Genomic DNA, 19,073 nt, shown 5'->3' with positions numbered 1-19,073 from the left:
CGTCTCCAGACGGAAGCAGCCGACCCGGTTTTTTTGTATGCTGGTATAGAAGGAAGTTATAATACGATCTGACATTACATAAATACGGAATGCATTGATAAATCCACTACCACTGCACTAAACCATACATACGAGTACGAATGATTTTCAAACAGAACCAAGAGCAAGAAACGATGTGAAAGTAAACATTCATTCAAAAATAAGGGTTTGAAAGGAACACAAGATGAATAGACAACAATTTATGCAAGCTATGGAATTGCTTTTACATCCGATGGACCGGTTGGAACGTGCGGAACTCCTTGCAGATTATGCCCACAAGTTTACGCTGGGGTTACGTGAAGGCAAATCGGAGGAAGACATTACACGTGAGCTCGGCCACCCGGAGGAAATTGCACGTAAAGTACTCGGCGAACGTTATAACGCTAACGCATACTCTCACACATCCGATAGAGATCCCTTTGATGGGCCAACGTTCAGAGAGATGAAACCACCTGTTAATCACAATCGGGCTACGCGGAACTTTTTTGTGGGCATAGGCTTGATCTTCCTTAATCTTACACTCATGATTCCTATTGGTCTTAGCCTCTGGTCTGTATGGCTTACAATTGCAAGTCTGTCCTTGCTTGCGCTGGCTCCTGTCGCAGCTGCCTTCGACTATCTGTATCTGAATCACCTTGAAACAACAGAAATTTTCGTTGCTATTGGGCTGCTCGGTATCGGCATTTTGTTTGCCCTTGCCTCCAAATATATCTTTATCGCATTTAAAAATATGGCAATTCACTATATTCGGTGGAATATCAACGTGATGAAAGGGGATGTTTCTGCATGAGCACGAAGAAATGGCTAGCACTGGCTCTCGTCTGCATTGGCATAGGTTTACTTGGAACATCGGTCTATGGTTTTCAGTTCAAGGATGATAGGGAAGCATACAGCAAGCGGTGGGAACTCAGCACCGGAGGACTGCAAGATGATCTGCAAAATATTCAGCTGGATGGCAATTTTAATGCTGATATCGAATTCATCGTTAGTCCAGAAAACACCGGCTATATCGAAGTGGATGGAAAGTGGGAACCGGAGGTTATTCAAAGCTTCGAGGAGGCAAGTTTTACCGATGGCACATTCCAGCTAACGCTGCAAAAACACAACCGTCTGAAGTTGTTCTCCTTTAATTGGAACTGGGGGGAACCAGATTCAAGAATAACCGTGGCTTTGCCAAAAGGATATCCCTTGAATGATGTCACACTACACTCTAGCTCAGCGGATTGGGACATAACCGGGCTACATGCTGAATCTCTGGAGATGAAAAGCACCTCTGGCTCCATCGTTCTGAATGATATTCAGGTTCCTCGCATTGAATTGTCTTTGACCTCAGGGGATATCACTGCTTCTGCTATTCAAGGGGATTTAGCCGTAGAACAGACATCAGGAAGCTTCACCGCAAAACAAGTGGATGGAAAAGTAAATAGCGTGATCCAATCAGGAGATGTGGAAATTGCACAATTGAATGGTGAGGCTAATGTTGAGTTCACATCCGGCAGTATTGATATCCAGCAATCTCACGCAGCGCCTATTCAGGTATCAGGGACATCGGGGGATATATCCATTCAGGCTGCGCCTGATTTTGATGGAATTTATGAGGCCAAGGCCACTTCGGGCGATGTTAATATACCGGATTCACCAGGCATAAGTCAGGATGTGATCCAGGCACGTACGACTTCTGGCAGCATTCGAATCACCCAACCGCGCTAACGTGTGATGAAGCATATTTCCGATCATTGGGTAAAATATAGTATAATCAAGTGCTAACCCAAATGCTGAGGAGGAATATTCCTATGGAACTTAAAAATAAAACAGCCATCATTACTGGCGCCGGTAAAGGTATTGGCCGCGCCATTGCGGAAGCCCTTGCCAAAGAAGGCGTACATCTTGGACTGATCGCCCGCACCGCTTCCGATCTGCAAGCCCTTCAAGAGTCTTTAAGCCAGCAATATGGCGTGAAAGTAACGAGTGCTGCAGCAGACATCTCGGATCGCTCTCAAGCTGAAGCAGCAGTCGCAGCTATTGAGATGGAGCTGGGAGCAGTCGATATCCTCATTAACAATGCAGGGATCGGAAGTTTCGGTACACTGCTAGAGATGGACCCTGAAGAGTGGGAACGCATCCTGCATGTGAATGTCATGGGTACATACTATGTAACTCGGGCCATTCTTCCAAGCATGATCAAGGAAAGCAGCGGCAGCATCATTAATATCGCTTCAACGGCAGGTGAGCGCGGATTCGCTACAGGTTCAGCCTATTGTGCATCCAAATTCGCATTGCTGGGCATGACGGAATCCTTGATGCAGGAAGTTCGCAAATCGAACATTCGTGTAACCGCGCTGACACCAAGCACCGTAAATACGGAACTGGCTGTGAATGCCGGACTCAAGATCGGAGACGAGGATCGCATGATGCAAGCCGAAGATGTAGCCGAACTGGCGCTGGCCACCCTCAAGCTGTCTGACCGCGTATTCGTCAAAGCCGCAGGCATCTGGACAACCAATCCACAGTAAGATTTGACTCCACCAACCAGAATGCTGGTTGGTGGTTTTTGTGTTTATGATATAAAAGATAGGTAACGTATTCGTGAGGATTGCTGAAGGTAATACATTCGAATTAGATATGACTCTGCTGGAAAACGTCAGGAGTTTGAATATCATGATTGAGACCAAACTAGTTATGACTGTGTTTGCTGGAACCAATGGAGCAAGGTGGCCATTGGATTACTGAAGAAGATATTCGTTATCGATATGGTGAGTCATTGAAGAACCTTATATCAGCTCAAGCCATTGCGGATCGAGGCTAATCCTGTTTTGGCTCAATACTAATATCGAGTGACATAACTGTCACTACACCCGTAAAAGCTTATGTGTCGTCTCTTTGGACAGGGGTTCGACTCCCCTCGCCTCCATATGTCAAATTCACAAAAACAAAAAGGATCATTACCACTAAAGTCGGCGGAAATGATCTTTTTTTGTTTTAATGACATCTCTTTTGAAATGAAAATATTATAATGACTATAAGGGAAGAATGATGTCAATCAACCATATGTTATTTATTGGATTGAAATGTTATAGTGAACATATACGTTAGGGGGGGGCATATTGAATAATGCAGTATTAAAAGCTGTCTGTGCAAATAATGATGGAATTATTATTGATCTTTATCAAATTAGCATTATTCTAAGGAATTCAATAATCTCTAGTGAGTATGTTCCACCAATTTCATTAGATAATTCTATTGTTCTCACTTCTCAGGGTGAAGAATGGGTAGGGAAAATCAGAGAAGGTATTAGTAATATTACAATACAAGAGATAAAGCTTGCAATGCTTATAAATTTCCACAACAAAGAATTTTTAATTGATATCTCTAAGACGGATTTTGAAAAAGTATTTGAAATTATCAGTCAGGAAATTATATCGGGGATGATAAGATTTCCGTGGATATATGAACGATTATTATATGATAAATTTTTTGAATTATTTCCACACAAACCAGATTCTTTTACGTTTGAAGAGACCCAACAAATACTTACAGATACTCCAGTTGGAGTTTTTCAAAGAGGGCAGATAGTTATAGGCCCTTATGGTATTCTGAGATCAAAACAAAAACGCAATCTACCAATAAAATACTCTGCACCAATGTGGCATTGTAGTGATATTACTTGTTCAACAATTCATTGGGTTCATTTTAAATCGCAATATGCTTATAGTGCAATTTCAAAAGCAAGTAGTTTAATTTCAAAGAATTTAGAACTACCAGATAATATAATTAATCTTATAAAAGAATATCATGCTGAATCGGATTATTTTGATCATATTCAATTAGATAATCTTCACTACTTACTGATTAACGAATTTAGTGAAAGTGAATTGAGGAGTCTACTAGGGAAGTTAATAGAAAAACATTCTAAGGATATAAGGTCATTAATGCCTAAATCTCTTGCTAAGGGGTCTTCAAGTCAGATCGTAGATAAATTAAATCTGGCGCAGATCTTTCAACTGATTCTGTTAATGGATAATATTAGTATTGCAAATGCGGTCGAAGAATTAATTGATGAAGAAATAATTATTATTCCTTCAACAGAGATACGAGTTTCTAGGTTTAATTATAAGAAATTAAAAGGTTATTTCAAAAACATATGTGAATGTTCTCAGTTTGGTATACGTTCTATTTCCTCGAAGAAAGATTTGTCTGTAATAAGATTGAAGATATTAATTAAAGAGCTTTATCCTGACTTAAATGAATTGTGGAGAATAAGCCTGATAGATGGTAAGGATATAGAAGAAAAGTTAAATAATTACTTATTGACAGAAGATCCAATTAAAATTGTAAAGGAAACTATTTTTACTAGTCCAAACAATATAAGGCGTACCGAAGAGTTTTTTAAGTATGGTAATTTTAATTTGCCAAGGAATGTTGAAGAAGAAGAAAAATTAATAAAAAAGGTCCTGTGGAAATTAGGTTTTAATATTAACTTGTTTCCTATATACAACTCTTTGTTTTGGAGTAGATATGAAAAATTGTTAACATCAATACGGAAATATCGAAGTTATACAGAACATGATAGAGAGGAGATTAGAAGTAATGCTGTTAACTTCTTTGTCTCATTAGAGGAAATACTAGATTTAACTTTAACATTTTCAACATGGATGCTGCTATCTGACCATACAAAGACAAAGTTAAGGTTTGATTTAAATAAGTCTAGACAGTTTATGTCAGACAATCTTAGTAGTCTAAGAGATACCGGCAAGGGATTTGTAATGTATGATAAAGATGGAAAAAATACTTTATACCCGTTGATTGAAGGGTTTGATATTCTAGCTGAGAGATGTGAAGAGTACTTGCTGAAAAAAGAGGGATTTATTCGAAACAAAGATGAATTGCCTGATTATTCAGATGCGACAAACGTGATGCTTTTTCCATTCAGGCATTACAATTATGTTTTAGATATACAAGAACCTGACTTGGAAAAGATATTGAATTTACTAACAGAAACAACTGCCGTCTTAACTCAAATGAAAGTATGTGACGTCAGGAATAGAATTGAACATAAAAGAATGGATTTTCCACTCCAAGAAGATATAGAAAACGCGTGTAAAGCGATAGATTCTGTAATTACAAAGTTAGAAATGGCAGGTTTATGCCCTTTGATTAGTCTTTATTCAGGTAGCTCTCTAGATCAATTTGGTAGAGGTTATAACATTTTGAAAAATTATCGTGAAGAAGAAACACGTATCTTCAACTCACAGTTCGACCCTTGTAAACTTCCAAGTAGTAGAGTGCCTCAGATTGTAGTACACTCTGTTAGACTAACAGGTTCCAGTGAAAATATTCGTTTTGCATATGAAGAAACCTCCGAAAATACAAAGAAATGGACTAATTATCCGAAGCGCTTACCCACTTAATCTTTTAGGCTTATAATCATCACTAGATTAATTAAAGAAGGAGTTCTATATAAAGTTTTCAGAACCGAATGCGCTTATTCTCTCTATTTTTACTTCAGGGAACGTCGAGTTGTGGATTTTCAATCCACGGCTCGCCTTCACGGTTCACGACGATGAACAGACTGACATAAACAGGTGAGGGACACGTGTCCCTCACCTGTTTATGCTTTTGTAATACACTTGAATCAGATCTTTACTAATAAAAGCATACGGCACACATCACATTTTACATTCCGTCCCCTTCCTCAATCGCCTCACTTACCTTACTGGTTCAACAGATGATCCAGCTCCAATTCCTTGGACACCGCAATCAGAACAACGGCGGGTTCCTCGCCGATATTAGTCACTTCATGGGGTACAATCGCGTTCCATGTAAACGAATCTCCCGCTTCCAGCGTCTCCACATCTTCCCCCTGCTTCGCTTGGATGACACCTTGCAGTACCAGATGGCTCTCTTCCCCCGCATGTTTGCTGATCCCGGTCGAAGCTCCCGCTGGCAGTTCTACTATGGACATACGCATCGCACCTTTTGCCGTTAACTGCTGTACTTTAATCTGCCCGCTACCCGCTGTAGTCTCCTTGCGTTCATGCTTGCGAACCACATTCATACGCTGCTCTGATGTCAACAACAGGTAGGGTAGCGGGACGCCCAGGTAGTCCGCGATGCTTTCTAATGTAGCGATGGACGGTGACGTTTTGTTATTTTCCACATTGCTGATAAACCCCTTGGACAACCCTGTCCCCTCACAGAGTTGCATAATCGTAATCTGTTTCTGTTTGCGTATCGTTCGAATGGCCAAGCCAATATCCATGTGACCGCCCTCTCTTCTCTCTAACTACCGTTTCATTGAAATCAAGATTCAACCGTTGACTCTACAAAAACAAGGCGATTGCCAAATGGATCGGTAATGGTCATTTCCCGTGAATCCCAAGGGGTCTTCTCGATACCCGGTCTCGCATATTTATATTTTTGCAAAGAAATCCGCTTATGCAGCTCCTCCAGATGCTCTGTCTCAATCCGTAATGCCGCACCAGGAGTACAGTCCCCGTGATGTTCGGACAGATGAATAACAATCTCATCCTGCGACACCTGCATGTACAGTGGCATATCAGCCTCGAATCGATGCTCCCAGTCCACTTTGAACCCCAAGTAATCCATGTAAAATTCCTTTGCCTTCGCTTCATCAAAAATTCTAAGAATAGGTACGATATGTTTCATCATCTTCTTCACGTCCTCCTCTAAAGAGATAAAAGCACAACAACAATTCTTATTCCAAGTTCCCTTATACAAAACATATTTTCATCATACAAAAAAAGTGTTGACCCTACAATGAAAGCATGATAGATTTTGTTCATAAATAAGAATATTATTTTCACATAGGTGAACTTTTTATTTTTAGTTTAATCCCTGTCATTAATTCATTCCAACTCTTTTGCTTCATTGGTTTGATCTATGCATTCATTTTATACATTTGATTCATCGCAGCTCATCTTTCACCTGGAGGTGTATTGGTTTGAATTCTACTTATATTCATGAGGTGAAGTTGCCTCCACATTACGATAAAGCCCAGCAATATCCTGTTATTTTTGCCTTGCACGGCATGGGATCAGATGAGCAGGACATGCTTCGATTAATGGAGCCGCTGTCTACCGATTTCATCATTGTTGCCATTCGTGGGCCTATTGTACAGGGCGGAGGTTATGCTTATTTTCAGATCAAAAGCATAGGCAATCCCGTCCGCGAGTTATACGATGCCTCGGTTCAAGGACTGCAACAACTTATCATCGAGCTGTCGGCTCAATATGCCATTGATCCTGCACGGCGTTATATCGCCGGATTCAGTCAGGGCAGCATCATGGCGATGACGCTTGCCTTGGTCATGGGGGATGCCATCAAAGGCATCGTGGCTATGAGCGGATACATTCCGCAGTTTGTAAAAGAGGAATATGCTTTGCAGCCTTCATCCAATCTGTCTGCATTTATCTCACACGGCGATCAGGATCACCTTTTCCCGTTACAGCTGGGTGAAGATAATGCTTCGTTTTTCCGGAATCATACGAATCAAGTTACTTATGTACCATACAGCGGGGGCCACCATGTAACTCCTGAGTTATATGCCAAACTCCAACACTTCCTTCGGACGGATGCTGGGGTATCTACAGAAGATACGAAAGGAATGACTGAATCATGATGCCATCTTTGTTTATCGCCCATGGCGCTCCTTCACTTGCATTGGAGGAGAATGCGTACACTGAATTTTTGCAAAAACTTGGGCAGGATCTGCCCAAACCTAAAGCGATCGTCCTGTTCTCCGCTCACTGGGAATCGACGACACAGCTCGTATCTGCTGTAACCGGCTCATATGACACGATCTATGATTTCGGTGGTTTTCAACCCGAACTGTACCAGATCAAATATCCAGCTCAAGGACATGCTGAAACAACCGCTGAGATCGTCAAGTTGTTCACCGAAGCGGGAATATCAGTGCAGACGGATGAGATGCGCGGCCTGGATCATGGAGCATGGGTTGTACTGCGCCTGCTCTATCCCGAGGCAGATGTTCCTGTAATTGCTCTCTCTGTGAACCGTCATCTGACGGGTGAGCAACAGTATCAGGTAGGCCAAGCACTCGCTTCTTTGCGAGAGCAAGACGTTCTTGTCATTGGCAGTGGCGGAACCGTGCATAACCTGCGCCGTCTGAACTGGGAAAGTCAAGGTGTAGATTCCTGGGCTATGGAATTCGACAGCTGGCTCCAAGATAAGCTTGAGCACTGGGATACGGATGCCCTCTTCGCATATGACAAGCTTGCTCCATCTGCACAGGCAGCGGTTCCTACGCCAGAGCATTTTGTGCCAATCCTGATCGCCATGGGTGCAGGAGATGAGAAGAAACAAGCCTCTCTCTTGTTCCGGGCATATCAGCTGGGTAACCTGAGTTTATCCTGCTGGAGATTTGAATAACAAAACATGAGATTGGTTTAAAACCAATAGACCACATAGAGACCAAAGCGTGAGTCACAGGGTAAACCTGCTGCTCACGCTTTTTTTTGAGATATTGTTAGGTGGCTGAATGCAACTCTGCATAGACCACAAGTGCGCTTTTACACATCCATATTCGTTCATTATGTAGGACTCCCGCTTGGGTCTATGGTTTCTTGTCCGAGTTTCCTGAGTAAATCTATACTAGTGGGAAACCATCTCATCAACAGATTTATTAGATGAGTATGACATGCGAACGCTCATAAGGAGGCGAAACATGATGGCAGAACCAAAGTCAGAACAACGGATCGATGAACTCATGCAAGAGTTGTTGGAACTGCTGGAAGAAAAGGTGCAGGATGAGGAAAACCAGGAGTTGCTGGAGGCCTACCGCGAACAGGAAGGAGCAACCGATGAGGAGCTTGACGCGTTCGAGCAATATTACAGTATACGTCTACCAGAAGACTTCCGGGCATTTTACAAACGTAAAAACGGCAGCGGATATGCCTTTCACGTTCTTTTTCCAGGTGATGCCGCACAAAATGAAGATATGGTCTTCTACATGTTATCGCTTGAACAAATGAAGAGAGAACATGACGGTACTGTAGAGATTCGGATGGAAGACTATTTTTCCGAAGAAGAAATGCTTGAACTGGACCCGCGAATCAAGCCTTATTTGCATCAGAAATCATGGATCACCTTTGGCAAGCTGGGAGGCGGATCGCTTTATTTGATGTTGGATTTTGACCCGACAGAGCAAGGAACATATGGACAGATTATTATATTCAAACATGATCCTGACTTTGTCTATTACGTGGCTGAAAACTTCACCGAATTGCTGGAGCAATCCAATCGTAATTTGCGTGAGATCGATGTGATCGAATACTAAGTCAAATTGAATGACAAACAATTATATTAACAGCCGTTATCGTCTGGATAATGATATGACCATTGTTTCATAATGCTGGGAGTTGTAAAGGCGGTTATAATAACATTTAGTGGAAATGCACAAGCTACCGGAAGAAGGACTGTCTTTCTACACCAACTACATATCTGGGAGGAACTACCGAAGTGGCTGAACAACCGAAGTCAGAGAGCTTTATGTCTCTCGTCAAAAAAGGCAACACATCCTCTGCTGTAGCCATGGCGGGTAACGCCATACTTGCACTATGTAAAGGAGGAGCCTTTATATTCAGTGGCAGCGGCGCCATGTTCGCGTCAGCGATGCATTCACTGGCCGATGCCATTAACCAAGGGTTTGTATTTGTCGGAAGTGTATTATCCGAGAAAAAACCTACACGCCGCTTCCCGACTGGATTCGGACGGGTCATCAACATTTTCTGTATGATTGCCGTAATTGTGGTGACGATTATGGCCTACGAAACCATTCACGAAGGCATTCACCTGCTCCAGCATCCTGCTGGTCACTCAGGGGGACTGTGGATCAACATTGGTGTGCTTGTGCTTAATATTGTGATCGATGGAGCCATCCTCATCAAAGCCATGAAGGAAATTTTGAAAGAAGCTCGTGCGCCCAAAGCGACAGGGTTTGCCCTGGTGCCTGCAGCAATCAAAAATGTAGGACGTGCCGCACCACCAACCCGCCTGGTATTCTACGAGGACGTTGTAGCCGTGCTTGGAGCGACGCTTGCGCTTATATCTGTTGTCGTCATTGCACTGACAAACTTCGCTTTGCTAGATGGTATTGTCACCACCATCATCGGATGCCTGATGATTGCCGTTGCTTTCCGTGTCGGCTACGACAACATGATTGGCCTGATCGGTGTCGCCGCACCGCAGGATATTGAGGACAAAGTGTCCCAGACAATTCTGGCAGACAGCCATGTAGCTGATATCCAGATGATGCGCATCATTCAAGAGGGCCGGTATTACCATGTCGAAGGCCTGATTGAGCTGACTAAAGGACTCAGTCTAGCGGATGCGGATGATATCAAGTTCCGGATTCAGGAAAAACTGATGACAAACCCGGATATTGCTGACGCGGCGATCTCGATCATTGAAGACGACGGCGTGAACAGCTGGGGCAAGAAACATTCGGATGTGTTGAAAAAGTAGTGAAAAAGCAGGTTAACAACTGACTTATCGCTGCTTCATCTGCACAACAAAGAAACGAAGCAGGAAGTGCTCTGCCTCGTTTCTTTGTGTTCTTTGATCCTTTTCTTTGCTCTGTTTCTTTGCTCTGTTCCTTTGTTCCTCACTCTTTATGAACGATTCTCATTTGATATTCCTATCCCTATTAGATCATCGTGCCTGCCTCATCCCCATTTCCATCACCTTACCCAGCCATTTCTGACGAAACGCTTCCGTGGACTTGCGGATTGGACTAATCTCGGTTACACGTACAGGGGATACCCCACTGAATTGAAGGACGTTGGATTTCATGACCCGGTGACCTGCCCTTCTGTATACCAATGCATTGTAGAACCAAGGGGTGTCCATCGTCACAATAAGCTGTGCAGACTTACCTTTCAACAATTTGTCCCAGAGCGGTGAGTTGTCCCGATACCTCATAGCAAACCCGGGCAGGAAAATCCGATCAATAAACCCTTTCAACACAGCGGGCATTGTTCCCCACCACGTCGGATACACAAATACCAAATGATTTGCCCAGCGAATGAGTTCCTGTGCCTTCAGCAGATCAGGCTCGAGCTCTGTCCGCTGACGATAGCCGTATCGGAGATTAAGATTGAACTCGATCTCGCTCAGATCGATCATCTCCACCGTCCCACCTGATTTTCGTGCGCCCTCTGCGTAGGACTCTGACAGTGCCTTGCAATAACTCTGTGGATCGGGATGACCGTTAATGATAAGAATTTTATTTGCATTCATACGTATATTCCTCCTGTATAATATGGTTCATGAAGACCGATGAAACGGACATATCACAAGCATATAGTGAAGGTAGGTATAAACAAATGATCAACGACGCCAAATCATTGCGGATTCGTGCAAACGGGAGGACTTATGAAACATCTTAACCAGAGTGTCCCGATATCCATGGTATATCCTATTTTGAAAACACTGGTACACAAGGGCTTTGACACGGAATCCTTTTTCAAAGACATCGATGTAGATCCCTCCATCTTGGAGAACTTGGATGCCCGGATTCCCGTCACTGAATTGGAACGGATCATGCGGCGTGCTGCTGATTATGCAAACGATCCATACTTTGGATTAAACCAGGGTGGACGGTTGGATTTTGCGGATTTAAGTCTGCCCGGATATGTCATGATGCACTCCAAAACGATTGGTGACGCACTTAGCGCGTACCAGCGGTATAACGATATTCTGTATAGTGGATTTCAACTGGAGTGGAAGGTCGATGGACCGGATGTGATCATTCAGTTGTCTGTTGAAAATGAAGAAATCCCCATGTCTCGCCATTGCGTAGAGGATATGACTGTATCGGTATTACATCTGATCAACAAGCTGGCGAATCACCGGGCCGTGGTACGAGAAGTCCAATTCAGTCACGAAGCCCCTGTCGGGGCAGGTGATCTGTCTGTTTACGTGAACTCCCTTGGGGTCACTCCCGAGTTCGGTGCTACCCAAACCCTGCTGCGTCTATCCAAAGAGGTCCTGACGTTGCCCGTTTTATATTCGGATGCCAGAATGTTGAAGGTTTTCGAGTCGATGGCAGAGGAGACACGGGCAGACCTGTATGCCTCTCAGCCTTTCTCCAGCAAAGTAAGCCGTTGGATCACGGAAAGTCTGCCTTCCTTCTTCCCCACATTACAACACACGGCAGCACATCTCGGCGTGAGCATTCGCACACTCCAGAGCAGATTGCGTGAAGAAGGTACAACGTTTAACGAAATCTCCGTTCAGGTACGGAAGGAAATGGCGCTACGTTACTTACAAAGAGGCAACTATGCTGTCGTCGATATCGCCTATGCCCTTCATTTTTCGGAACAAAGCGCCTTCCAGAATGCGTTCAAAAAGTGGACGGGACAGACCCCGGGTCAATACCGGGCTAATCTGGCGGCTCGGCAGGGATAGGATCGTAACCCCATACCTAGACTTTAGTCTAGGATAAGTTTAACGCCAAAGACGGAGGTTCCCCTTTTCCAGTTCGTGGTATGCTGTATATAACGAAAGTGATGTTACATATTGCACGGATGAAAGATTCCATATTCAAAAGGAGAGAAATTATGGCTAAACGTACGATTCTTGCACCTGTCCTGATTTTGCTCGGTGTATACCTGATTCTGAATCAAGGCGGCACAATGGGCCCAGGCACAATCTTTGGTACTTTCTGGCCTACGTTATTTGTGATTCCGCTCGGACTGTTCTTCCACTGGTTATACTTCTCCATGATTGGCCGTGGCGTTGGATTGCTCGTTCCAGGCGGCTTGCTGCTGACCGTCGGTATTGTATGCCAGATCGCGATGCTGTTTGGTAACTGGGGTACGATGTGGCCGGGCTTCATTCTGGCGCCAGCGGTCGGTTTGTTTGAACTCTACTGGTTTGGCGGCAAAAATAAATGGTTGCTGATTCCGATTAATATTCTGACGGTTCTTTCCCTTTTGTTCTTCACTGTCATGTCGATCGGTTCCGTACTGAGCAACATGAGCTATATTCAACCGTTTGTGGCCATTCTGCTGATTGTGGGCGGGGCGTATATCATCATGGGGCGCAAAAAGCCTATGTAGTGGCATGATATCCGATGAATTGGACGACTAGATTTCACTAAGCCACTCCGGGGACAGAACAACTGCGGATCGCTGTTACCCCCGGATTTTTTTGAATCTCCTATCTGATGAGAAAATCCAGTTGTAAAGGCGAGCGCTTCGCTTCCTTCGTTTGTCCTGTCCCCTCCGTTAACGTGTAATCTCATATCCATCGGATATCGCACTTCAAAGCTATTGCTTTAGAGCAGGTAAAAGAAAAGGAACATCCCTGATCCATACGTGATCAAGGGATGTTTTTATTTATTTTTGTTGTTCTTATTAGGGTGAAACTGCCTGTTCATTGGGTTTCGATTGCATAGCTATGTTGTATTTGATCCAGAAGAAAAGGATCAGAGGCAGGGCTGCGTTGGACGCGACAAAAAAAATCAGTGAAGGTATTCCGGCAAGTGGCATGTAGCTTATGCCTGTCACTTGAACGAACAACTGCTCGCTGTTTGGGCCGTCAGAGAACAGGATCGATGATGCCCCGTTCCAGCCTAGATGGCTTCCGACTGCAAGAGCCATAGAACCGGATTTGGCATACGCATATGCCCAAACCAAACCCATGATAGAGGTCGTTATAAATACAATGAGCATAACCGGGATGTTTCCGAACACACCGTCCTTGAACCAGTGATACATCCCAAACGCCATGGAAGAAAGTACGATTCCCCATCGGACTCCTAACCCGTGAATCATAAGTACAAGCAGTGCACCACGGAAAAGCAATTCCTCAAACCAGACCGACTTGAAGTTCCACCAACTGGCTATCAAAAAATCAGCCCAGGAATATTCGGGGTTTAGCTTCCAGTTTGACATGGTGACCAGAGATTCTGTCCAGTGAACTGCCGAGGAAACGAGAATACCCAAAAGTAAGGCTATCGCAAATTGCTGGAGACGTAGACCTGCCGGACGATACCCGAGCACAGACAACGGTTGCTTGATCGTGAAACGAAGCAAGAGCCAAGATAACAAAACAAGCACGATCATGCCTAACATCACGAACCTCCTTCCCACTTCATTGTAGTAAAACAATTGAATTCAAACATCACATCTACACCGTCAGAGTTTCCGTTCCGTTCTCTTTCATCCCGTTCCGTTCCCTCTATCCCGATATACTTTTCATATTCGGGGTTATGGGCTTTAGTACGCACGGGTGTAAATAAAGTTCCCGGCAATCCGAATTCTCGGAGCCCGCGCCGGAATAAATCCAACGTCAAATATCCCCTGAAGCCGCCAATATGCTCAGGGGTATTTGAGTTGCACTTGTTGTGTTCGTTGCAGTTCGCGCAGTTTGCGTAGACTGGAGGACAATTATTTACTATGCATCTTAAACTCCAGAAACAGGTCGTTATAATGCGATAGCATTTTTTTGCCCAGATTGTTGTAAACCTCCAGCTTGCTTGTCAGTGTCTCGTCTGGATAGAAGCGTTCATCCTGCGAGATATCTTCTGGCAACAGCTTAAGTGCCTCCGCATTCGGTGTCGAGTATCCCACGTACTCTGCGTTGCGTGCAGCATGATCCGGGTCCAGCATAAAGTTGATAAACTGGTGCGCGCCGTCTACATTTTTAGCTGTTTTCGGGATGACCATGCTGTCGAACCAGAGATTTGAACCTTCCTCCGGTACCTTGTAATCCAGCTTGTCGTTCTGATCCATAATCTCCGATGCATCCCCAGACCATACGAGTCCAACCGCGGCTTCTTCGTTCGCAAGCAACATTTTGATCTCGTCTCCAACGATGGCTCTTACGTTAGGAGTCAGGGTAGACAGCTTTTTGAGTGCAGCCTGAAGATGATCTTCATTCGTATCATTAAGTGAGTACCCCAGGCTATTCAGCCCCATACCGATGACCTCACGAGCACCATCGAGCAACAGGATCTGATTTTTCAGACGCGGGTCCCATAGGTCATTCCAGCTGTCAAATGTCAGGCCACCCACCAGTTCCGGGTTATACACAATACCAACGGTTCCCCAGAAATACGGGATAGAGAATTGGTTATCTGGATCATAGTTCAAGTTCAGGAACCGGGAATCGATGTTTTTCAGGTTAGGCAGCTTGTTGTGGTCAATCGGAACGAGCAGGTTCTCTTCTTTCATTTTGCTAATCGCATATTCAGAAGGAATCGCCACGTCAAACGTTGTGCCGCCCTGTTCAATCTTGGTCAGCATCGCTTCATTGGAATCAAACGTCTGATAGATGACCTTCATGCCAGATTCTTCTTCGAATTCCTTCAAAAGGTCAGGGTCGATATAATCACCCCAGTTGTAGATCGTCAGCGTGTTTCCGCCGGAATATCCCTGACTTTTGTTCAGATACGAAGCCAGAATCATCAGGGCGAATGCGGCCACAAACACAAGCGCGAATGTCCGTACCAACTGTTTCATGGACGCAGCCCCTTTCCTCCGGCTGGAATGCGTGATGCACGGCGGTTAATGAAGTAATATCCGACCACCAGCAACACCGTGAGCAGGAACAATAGGGTAGACAACGCATTAATCGACAGCGATACGCCCTGCCTTGCTCTGGAGTAAATCTCCACTGAAAGCGTGGAGTATCCGTTCCCTGTCACAAAGAAGGTTACGGCAAAGTCGTCGAGCGAGTACGTCAAAGCCATGAAAAATCCAGCAAAAATACCGGGTTTCACGTAAGGCAGTACCACACGCGTTAGAATTTGCCATGAACCCGCGCCTAGGTCACGAGCCGCATCCATCAAGGTTGGACTCATCTCCTGCAGCTTCGGTAGCACCATGATGACCACAATCGGCACACTGAATGCGATATGGGACAGCAATACCGACGTAAAGCCGAGTTTGATGCCAATCATCGTAAACAAAATCAGGAATGATGCACCGATAATGACATCGGGGCTAACAATCAACACGTTGTTTAGAGATAACAGTGTGTTTTTGGTCCGTTTACGACGTACATGATAAATCGCCAGTGCCCCTGCCACACCCAGAATGGTTGAAATCGCTGAGGACAACAGCGCGATAATAAACGTATTCAAGACAATAATGAGCAGCCGGGTGTCCGCAAAAACTTCTCTGTACCATTCCAGTGTGAAACCTTCGAACCCCCGCATATGGCCACCACTATTGAATGAATAGAAAATCAGATAGGCAATCGGCGCGTACAAAATGGCGAACACAACCGCCAGATAGACGTTAGACAGCTTTCCGTTTCTTCCCATTTCGCACCTCCTTCTTGCCTGATCCGGTCAGAAACATAATGACTGCCATCGCGATAATCAAAAAGACGGCAATCGTCGAACCCATGCCCCAGTCCTGGGTAACGAGAAAATGTTGCTCAATCGCTGTACCCAGCGTAATAACACGGTTCCCCGCGATGAGGCGGGTAATCATAAACAGGGACAACGCCGGGATAAATACGGCCTGACAGCCTGATTTCACTCCGCTGATCGTCAGCGGGAAGATCACACGGCGGAACGTCAGCCACGATGAAGCGCCGAGATCCCGTGCAGCATAGATTAGGGACGGATTCATCTCCTCCAGCGCGTTAAAGATCGGCAGAATCATAAAGGGAATGAAGATGTACACCGAAACAAAGATAAAGCTGAAATCAGTGAACAAAATCTGTTGTGTCCCAATGCCCACCACTTCCAGCAGAGAGTTGGTCAGACCGTATGTGCCGAAAAGGCCAATAAAGGCGTACGCTTTTAACAACAGATTGATCCAGCTTGGCAAAATGATCAGCAGCAACCACAGCTGCTTATGCTTCGTCCGGGTCAGCATATACGCCGTTGGATACGAGATAAGTAGCGAGAACGCCGTAATCAGAAATGCATACCAGAATGAACTGAGCGTCATCTGCATATACACTGGCGTAAAGAACCGCGCATAGTTGCCAAGCGTGAAGTTACCCTCCACATCAAAGAACGAATAATAGATGACCAGCAGCACCGGCGCTACAACGAACAACACCATCCATAACACATAGGGAATCAGATACGCATTGCGCGTGCTGGATTTAGTCTGCATGAGCGGCCTCTTGGTAAGCTTCGAGTCGTCTGTCGAACTCTTCCTCAGTTTCGTTGAAACGCATAACATGAATGGCTTCCGGGTCAAAATAAAGCCCGATGCGCGATCCGACGGCCGCTTTCTTCGTCGAATGAATCAGCCATTCGTTGCCTGCGTCATCGTAGGTCGAGATTTCGTAGTGTACGCCGCGGAACAACTGCGAGTCCACCTTAACCTTGAGCTTGCCCTGCTCCTCGGTTGTGATCTCGAAGTCCTCTGGGCGGATGACGATCTCAACAGGCTCGTCAGGCTGCAAACCCTGATCGACACATTCATACTGTGCACCTGCAAACTCAACGACAAAGTCCTGCTTCATCTTGCCTGCCACGATATTCGACTCTCCAATAAAGTCCGCGACAAAACGGTTAATCGGCTCATCATATATATCATTCGGCGTACCACTCTGCTGAATGACACCACCGTTCAGGACAAAAATTTCATCAGACATCGCGAGTGCTTCTTCCTGGTCATGCGTGACAAAAATAAACGTAATGCCCAGCCGTTGCTGCAGCTCTCGCAACTCGTACTGCATCTCGGTACGAAGCTTCAGGTCGAGAGCCGACAAAGGCTCGTCCAGCAGCAAAATTTCCGGCTCGTTCACAATTGCGCGGGCAATCGCCACACGCTGGCGCTGTCCGCCGGACATCTCGCCAATCTCCCGGTTCTCGTAACCGGACAGATTGACAAATTTGAGAGCTTCGAGCACTTTGCTGCGAATCTCCGATGTTTTCATTTTTTTAATCCGCAAGCCAAAGGCTACGTTCTCGAATACATTCAAATGTGGAAATAACGCATAGTCCTGAAATACCGTATTCACCTGACGCTGATGCGCAGGAACCTTGTTAATCAATGCGCCGTTAAAATAAATGCTGCCCTCCGTCGGCTCCGCAAAGCCGGCAATCAGCCTTAATATCGTTGTTTTACCGCAACCGGACGGGCCGAGAAGCGTATAAAATTTTCCACGTTCAATCTCAAAGCTGACAGCTTTTAATACAGCCTCATCCTGGTCATATTGCTGTGTCACCCGCTCGAACCGGATGATCGGTTGTTGTTCTGACATGCTTCACGTCGCCCCCTTATCCTTGGGTTTATCCTAAGAAACCTTACCTATTATACACGACTTTAATTAAGCCATATCTCGAATATGAATAATTTACCTCATTTTCTTTTGTTTTGAAAGGTCAAGCGCGCACGTTACAGATATTAATAATATGGCAATAAATCTATTTTCTTATTAATTAGTCTTCTATACAAACGAATTAATAGATTCGGAATAGTATAACGTATATCCATCACAAGGAGGTATTCTTCATGGCTAACTACTTGTCCCCACACTCTCCAAAAAGTAAAGCTGCAAACAAAAGCAAACTGGTATCCAAAAACCGCGCAAAAAACAAATCTAAAAACAACGCAGGTAACACAAGCAAGTCAGAGCATATCCAGGAAACTGTCGTTAACGTCATTCTGCCTGAATCTAAAGAGAAAGATACACATCACCACCACCATCATCCACACTCTCATCATCACCATCACTGCAATCCCGGCTGCAATCCTTACTGGTAATCTATCTATTTCAATATCTTAGCCTGTCCATGTGAATTGATAGATTCAAAAAAATAAAACGTATATTAATGAAGGAGGCTTTACCATGACTAACTTCTTCTCACCGCTCTCTCCAAAAAGCAAAGCTGCCAACAAAAGCAAACTCATTTCTAAAAATCGTGCGAAAAACAAATCTAAAAACAATGCAGAAAACACAAACCATGCAACACATATTCAAAAAACCGTTGTTAACGTTGTTATACCTGACCATGAAAATAAACACCCTCACCATCATCACTGATGGGAAAAACTGTTCAGCATTGATGTAAATTT

The 19,073-nt window shown here is 44.6% G+C and carries 21 protein-coding genes; 12 read left to right on the top strand and 9 right to left on the bottom strand.

The annotated features are described in order from the left end of the window. Window positions 1-223 precede the first annotated feature (223 nt). The 4 genes from H7T88_RS18210 (at window position 224) to H7T88_RS18195 (ending at window position 5,447) form a co-directional block, all read left to right on the top strand. Window positions 224-829: a DUF1700 domain-containing protein gene (locus H7T88_RS18210; protein ID WP_221789671.1), complete on the top strand. Its 606-nt coding sequence runs from the start codon at window positions 224-226 to the stop codon at window positions 827-829. Beyond that, on the top strand, window positions 826-1,749 hold the full coding sequence (locus H7T88_RS18205) for a DUF4097 family beta strand repeat-containing protein (RefSeq protein WP_221789670.1): 924 nt from the start codon (window positions 826-828) through the stop codon (window positions 1,747-1,749). Before H7T88_RS18210 ends, H7T88_RS18205 begins: the two co-directional genes overlap by 4 nt. 83 nt (window positions 1,750-1,832) lie before the next feature. Then, the gene (locus H7T88_RS18200; RefSeq protein WP_090924125.1) at window positions 1,833-2,552 is read left to right on the top strand and encodes a 3-ketoacyl-ACP reductase; all 720 of its coding nucleotides are present in this window, start codon (window positions 1,833-1,835) and stop codon (window positions 2,550-2,552) included. Window positions 2,553-3,143: 591 nt separating this feature from the next. Continuing rightward, window positions 3,144-5,447 carry a hypothetical protein gene (locus H7T88_RS18195; RefSeq protein WP_221789669.1) on the top strand — a complete coding sequence of 768 codons (2,304 nt, stop codon included), beginning with the start codon at window positions 3,144-3,146 and terminating at the stop codon, window positions 5,445-5,447. Window positions 5,448-5,749: 302 nt separating this feature from the next. On the opposite strand, the gene H7T88_RS18190 is transcribed toward H7T88_RS18195, so the two are convergent. Together H7T88_RS18190 and H7T88_RS18185 are read right to left on the bottom strand one after the other, a co-directional pair. After that, entirely contained in the window at window positions 5,750-6,298 is a 549-nt protein-coding gene (locus H7T88_RS18190) for a helix-turn-helix domain-containing protein (protein ID WP_154959444.1), read from the bottom strand. A 41-nt stretch (window positions 6,299-6,339) separates the two neighbouring features. After that, window positions 6,340-6,708 carry a glyoxalase superfamily protein gene (locus tag H7T88_RS18185; RefSeq protein WP_090924122.1) on the bottom strand — a complete coding sequence of 123 codons (369 nt, stop codon included), beginning with the start codon at window positions 6,706-6,708 and terminating at the stop codon, window positions 6,340-6,342. Window positions 6,709-7,000: 292 nt separating this feature from the next. On the opposite strand from H7T88_RS18185, the gene H7T88_RS18180 reads away from it, so the two are divergent. The 4 genes from H7T88_RS18180 to H7T88_RS18165 all read left to right on the top strand — a co-directional run bounded on the left by H7T88_RS18180 (window position 7,001) and on the right by H7T88_RS18165 (window position 10,542). Continuing rightward, the gene (locus H7T88_RS18180) at window positions 7,001-7,678 is read left to right on the top strand and encodes an alpha/beta hydrolase (protein ID WP_221789668.1); all 678 of its coding nucleotides are present in this window, start codon (window positions 7,001-7,003) and stop codon (window positions 7,676-7,678) included. Continuing rightward, window positions 7,675-8,448 (top strand): DODA-type extradiol aromatic ring-opening family dioxygenase, encoded by a 774-nt coding sequence (locus H7T88_RS18175; protein WP_221789667.1) that lies wholly within the window; start codon window positions 7,675-7,677, stop codon window positions 8,446-8,448. The genes H7T88_RS18180 and H7T88_RS18175 overlap by 4 nt, the downstream gene beginning before the upstream one ends. Window positions 8,449-8,743: 295 nt before the next feature. Further along, window positions 8,744-9,355 carry an SMI1/KNR4 family protein gene (locus H7T88_RS18170; protein ID WP_260510995.1) on the top strand — a complete coding sequence of 204 codons (612 nt, stop codon included), beginning with the start codon at window positions 8,744-8,746 and terminating at the stop codon, window positions 9,353-9,355. 182 nt (window positions 9,356-9,537) lie between these two features. Continuing rightward, entirely contained in the window at window positions 9,538-10,542 is a 1,005-nt protein-coding gene (locus H7T88_RS18165) for a cation diffusion facilitator family transporter (protein ID WP_090924118.1), read from the top strand. 186 nt (window positions 10,543-10,728) lie between these two features. Here the strand turns inward: H7T88_RS18165 and H7T88_RS18160 are convergent, their stop codons facing one another. Continuing rightward, window positions 10,729-11,316, bottom strand: a complete 588-nt coding sequence (locus H7T88_RS18160; protein ID WP_221789666.1) for an NAD(P)H-dependent oxidoreductase — start codon at window positions 11,314-11,316, stop codon at window positions 10,729-10,731. Between the two features lie 135 nt (window positions 11,317-11,451). Here H7T88_RS18160 and H7T88_RS18155 point away from each other — a divergent pair, with 135 nt between their 5' ends. Next, window positions 11,452-12,486: an AraC family transcriptional regulator gene (locus H7T88_RS18155; RefSeq protein WP_221789665.1), complete on the top strand. Its 1,035-nt coding sequence runs from the start codon at window positions 11,452-11,454 to the stop codon at window positions 12,484-12,486. 152 nt (window positions 12,487-12,638) lie between these two features. Then, entirely contained in the window at window positions 12,639-13,139 is a 501-nt protein-coding gene (locus H7T88_RS18150; protein WP_154890251.1) for a hypothetical protein, read from the top strand. 297 nt (window positions 13,140-13,436) lie between these two features. On the opposite strand, the gene H7T88_RS18145 is transcribed toward H7T88_RS18150, so the two are convergent. From H7T88_RS18145 to H7T88_RS18120, 6 genes are all read right to left on the bottom strand, one after another. Beyond that, window positions 13,437-14,156, bottom strand: coding sequence for a CPBP family intramembrane glutamic endopeptidase (locus H7T88_RS18145; protein WP_221789664.1), 720 nt, complete (start codon window positions 14,154-14,156; stop codon window positions 13,437-13,439). After that, window positions 14,156-14,371: a hypothetical protein gene (locus H7T88_RS18140; protein ID WP_221789662.1), complete on the bottom strand. Its 216-nt coding sequence runs from the start codon at window positions 14,369-14,371 to the stop codon at window positions 14,156-14,158. Before H7T88_RS18140 ends, H7T88_RS18145 begins: the two co-directional genes overlap by 1 nt. Before the next feature lie 100 nt (window positions 14,372-14,471). After that, the gene (locus H7T88_RS18135; RefSeq protein WP_090924112.1) at window positions 14,472-15,545 is read right to left on the bottom strand and encodes an ABC transporter substrate-binding protein; all 1,074 of its coding nucleotides are present in this window, start codon (window positions 15,543-15,545) and stop codon (window positions 14,472-14,474) included. Beyond that, on the bottom strand, window positions 15,542-16,351 hold the full coding sequence (locus H7T88_RS18130; RefSeq protein ID WP_090924111.1) for an ABC transporter permease: 810 nt from the start codon (window positions 16,349-16,351) through the stop codon (window positions 15,542-15,544). Before H7T88_RS18130 ends, H7T88_RS18135 begins: the two co-directional genes overlap by 4 nt. Beyond that, complete coding sequence (locus tag H7T88_RS18125; protein WP_221789661.1) at window positions 16,326-17,159, bottom strand: ABC transporter permease; 834 nt, start codon at window positions 17,157-17,159, stop codon at window positions 16,326-16,328. The genes H7T88_RS18130 and H7T88_RS18125 overlap by 26 nt, the downstream gene beginning before the upstream one ends. Beyond that, window positions 17,149-18,258, bottom strand: a complete 1,110-nt coding sequence (locus H7T88_RS18120) for an ABC transporter ATP-binding protein (RefSeq protein ID WP_090924109.1) — start codon at window positions 18,256-18,258, stop codon at window positions 17,149-17,151. The genes H7T88_RS18125 and H7T88_RS18120 overlap by 11 nt, the downstream gene beginning before the upstream one ends. Before the next feature lie 251 nt (window positions 18,259-18,509). On the opposite strand from H7T88_RS18120, the gene H7T88_RS18115 reads away from it, so the two are divergent. Further along, window positions 18,510-18,761, top strand: coding sequence for a hypothetical protein (locus H7T88_RS18115; RefSeq protein WP_221789660.1), 252 nt, complete (start codon window positions 18,510-18,512; stop codon window positions 18,759-18,761). An 85-nt stretch (window positions 18,762-18,846) separates the two neighbouring features. Then, window positions 18,847-19,041, top strand: a complete 195-nt coding sequence (locus H7T88_RS18110; RefSeq protein WP_090924107.1) for a hypothetical protein — start codon at window positions 18,847-18,849, stop codon at window positions 19,039-19,041. The last annotated feature ends 32 nt before the right edge of the window (window positions 19,042-19,073 follow it).

The sequence above is a fragment of the Paenibacillus cucumis (ex Kampfer et al. 2016) genome (genome assembly GCF_019748695.1).
Lineage (GTDB): Bacteria > Bacillota > Bacilli > Paenibacillales > Paenibacillaceae > Paenibacillus > Paenibacillus polysaccharolyticus.
This window is presented reverse-complemented; position numbering and strand designations above follow the sequence as displayed.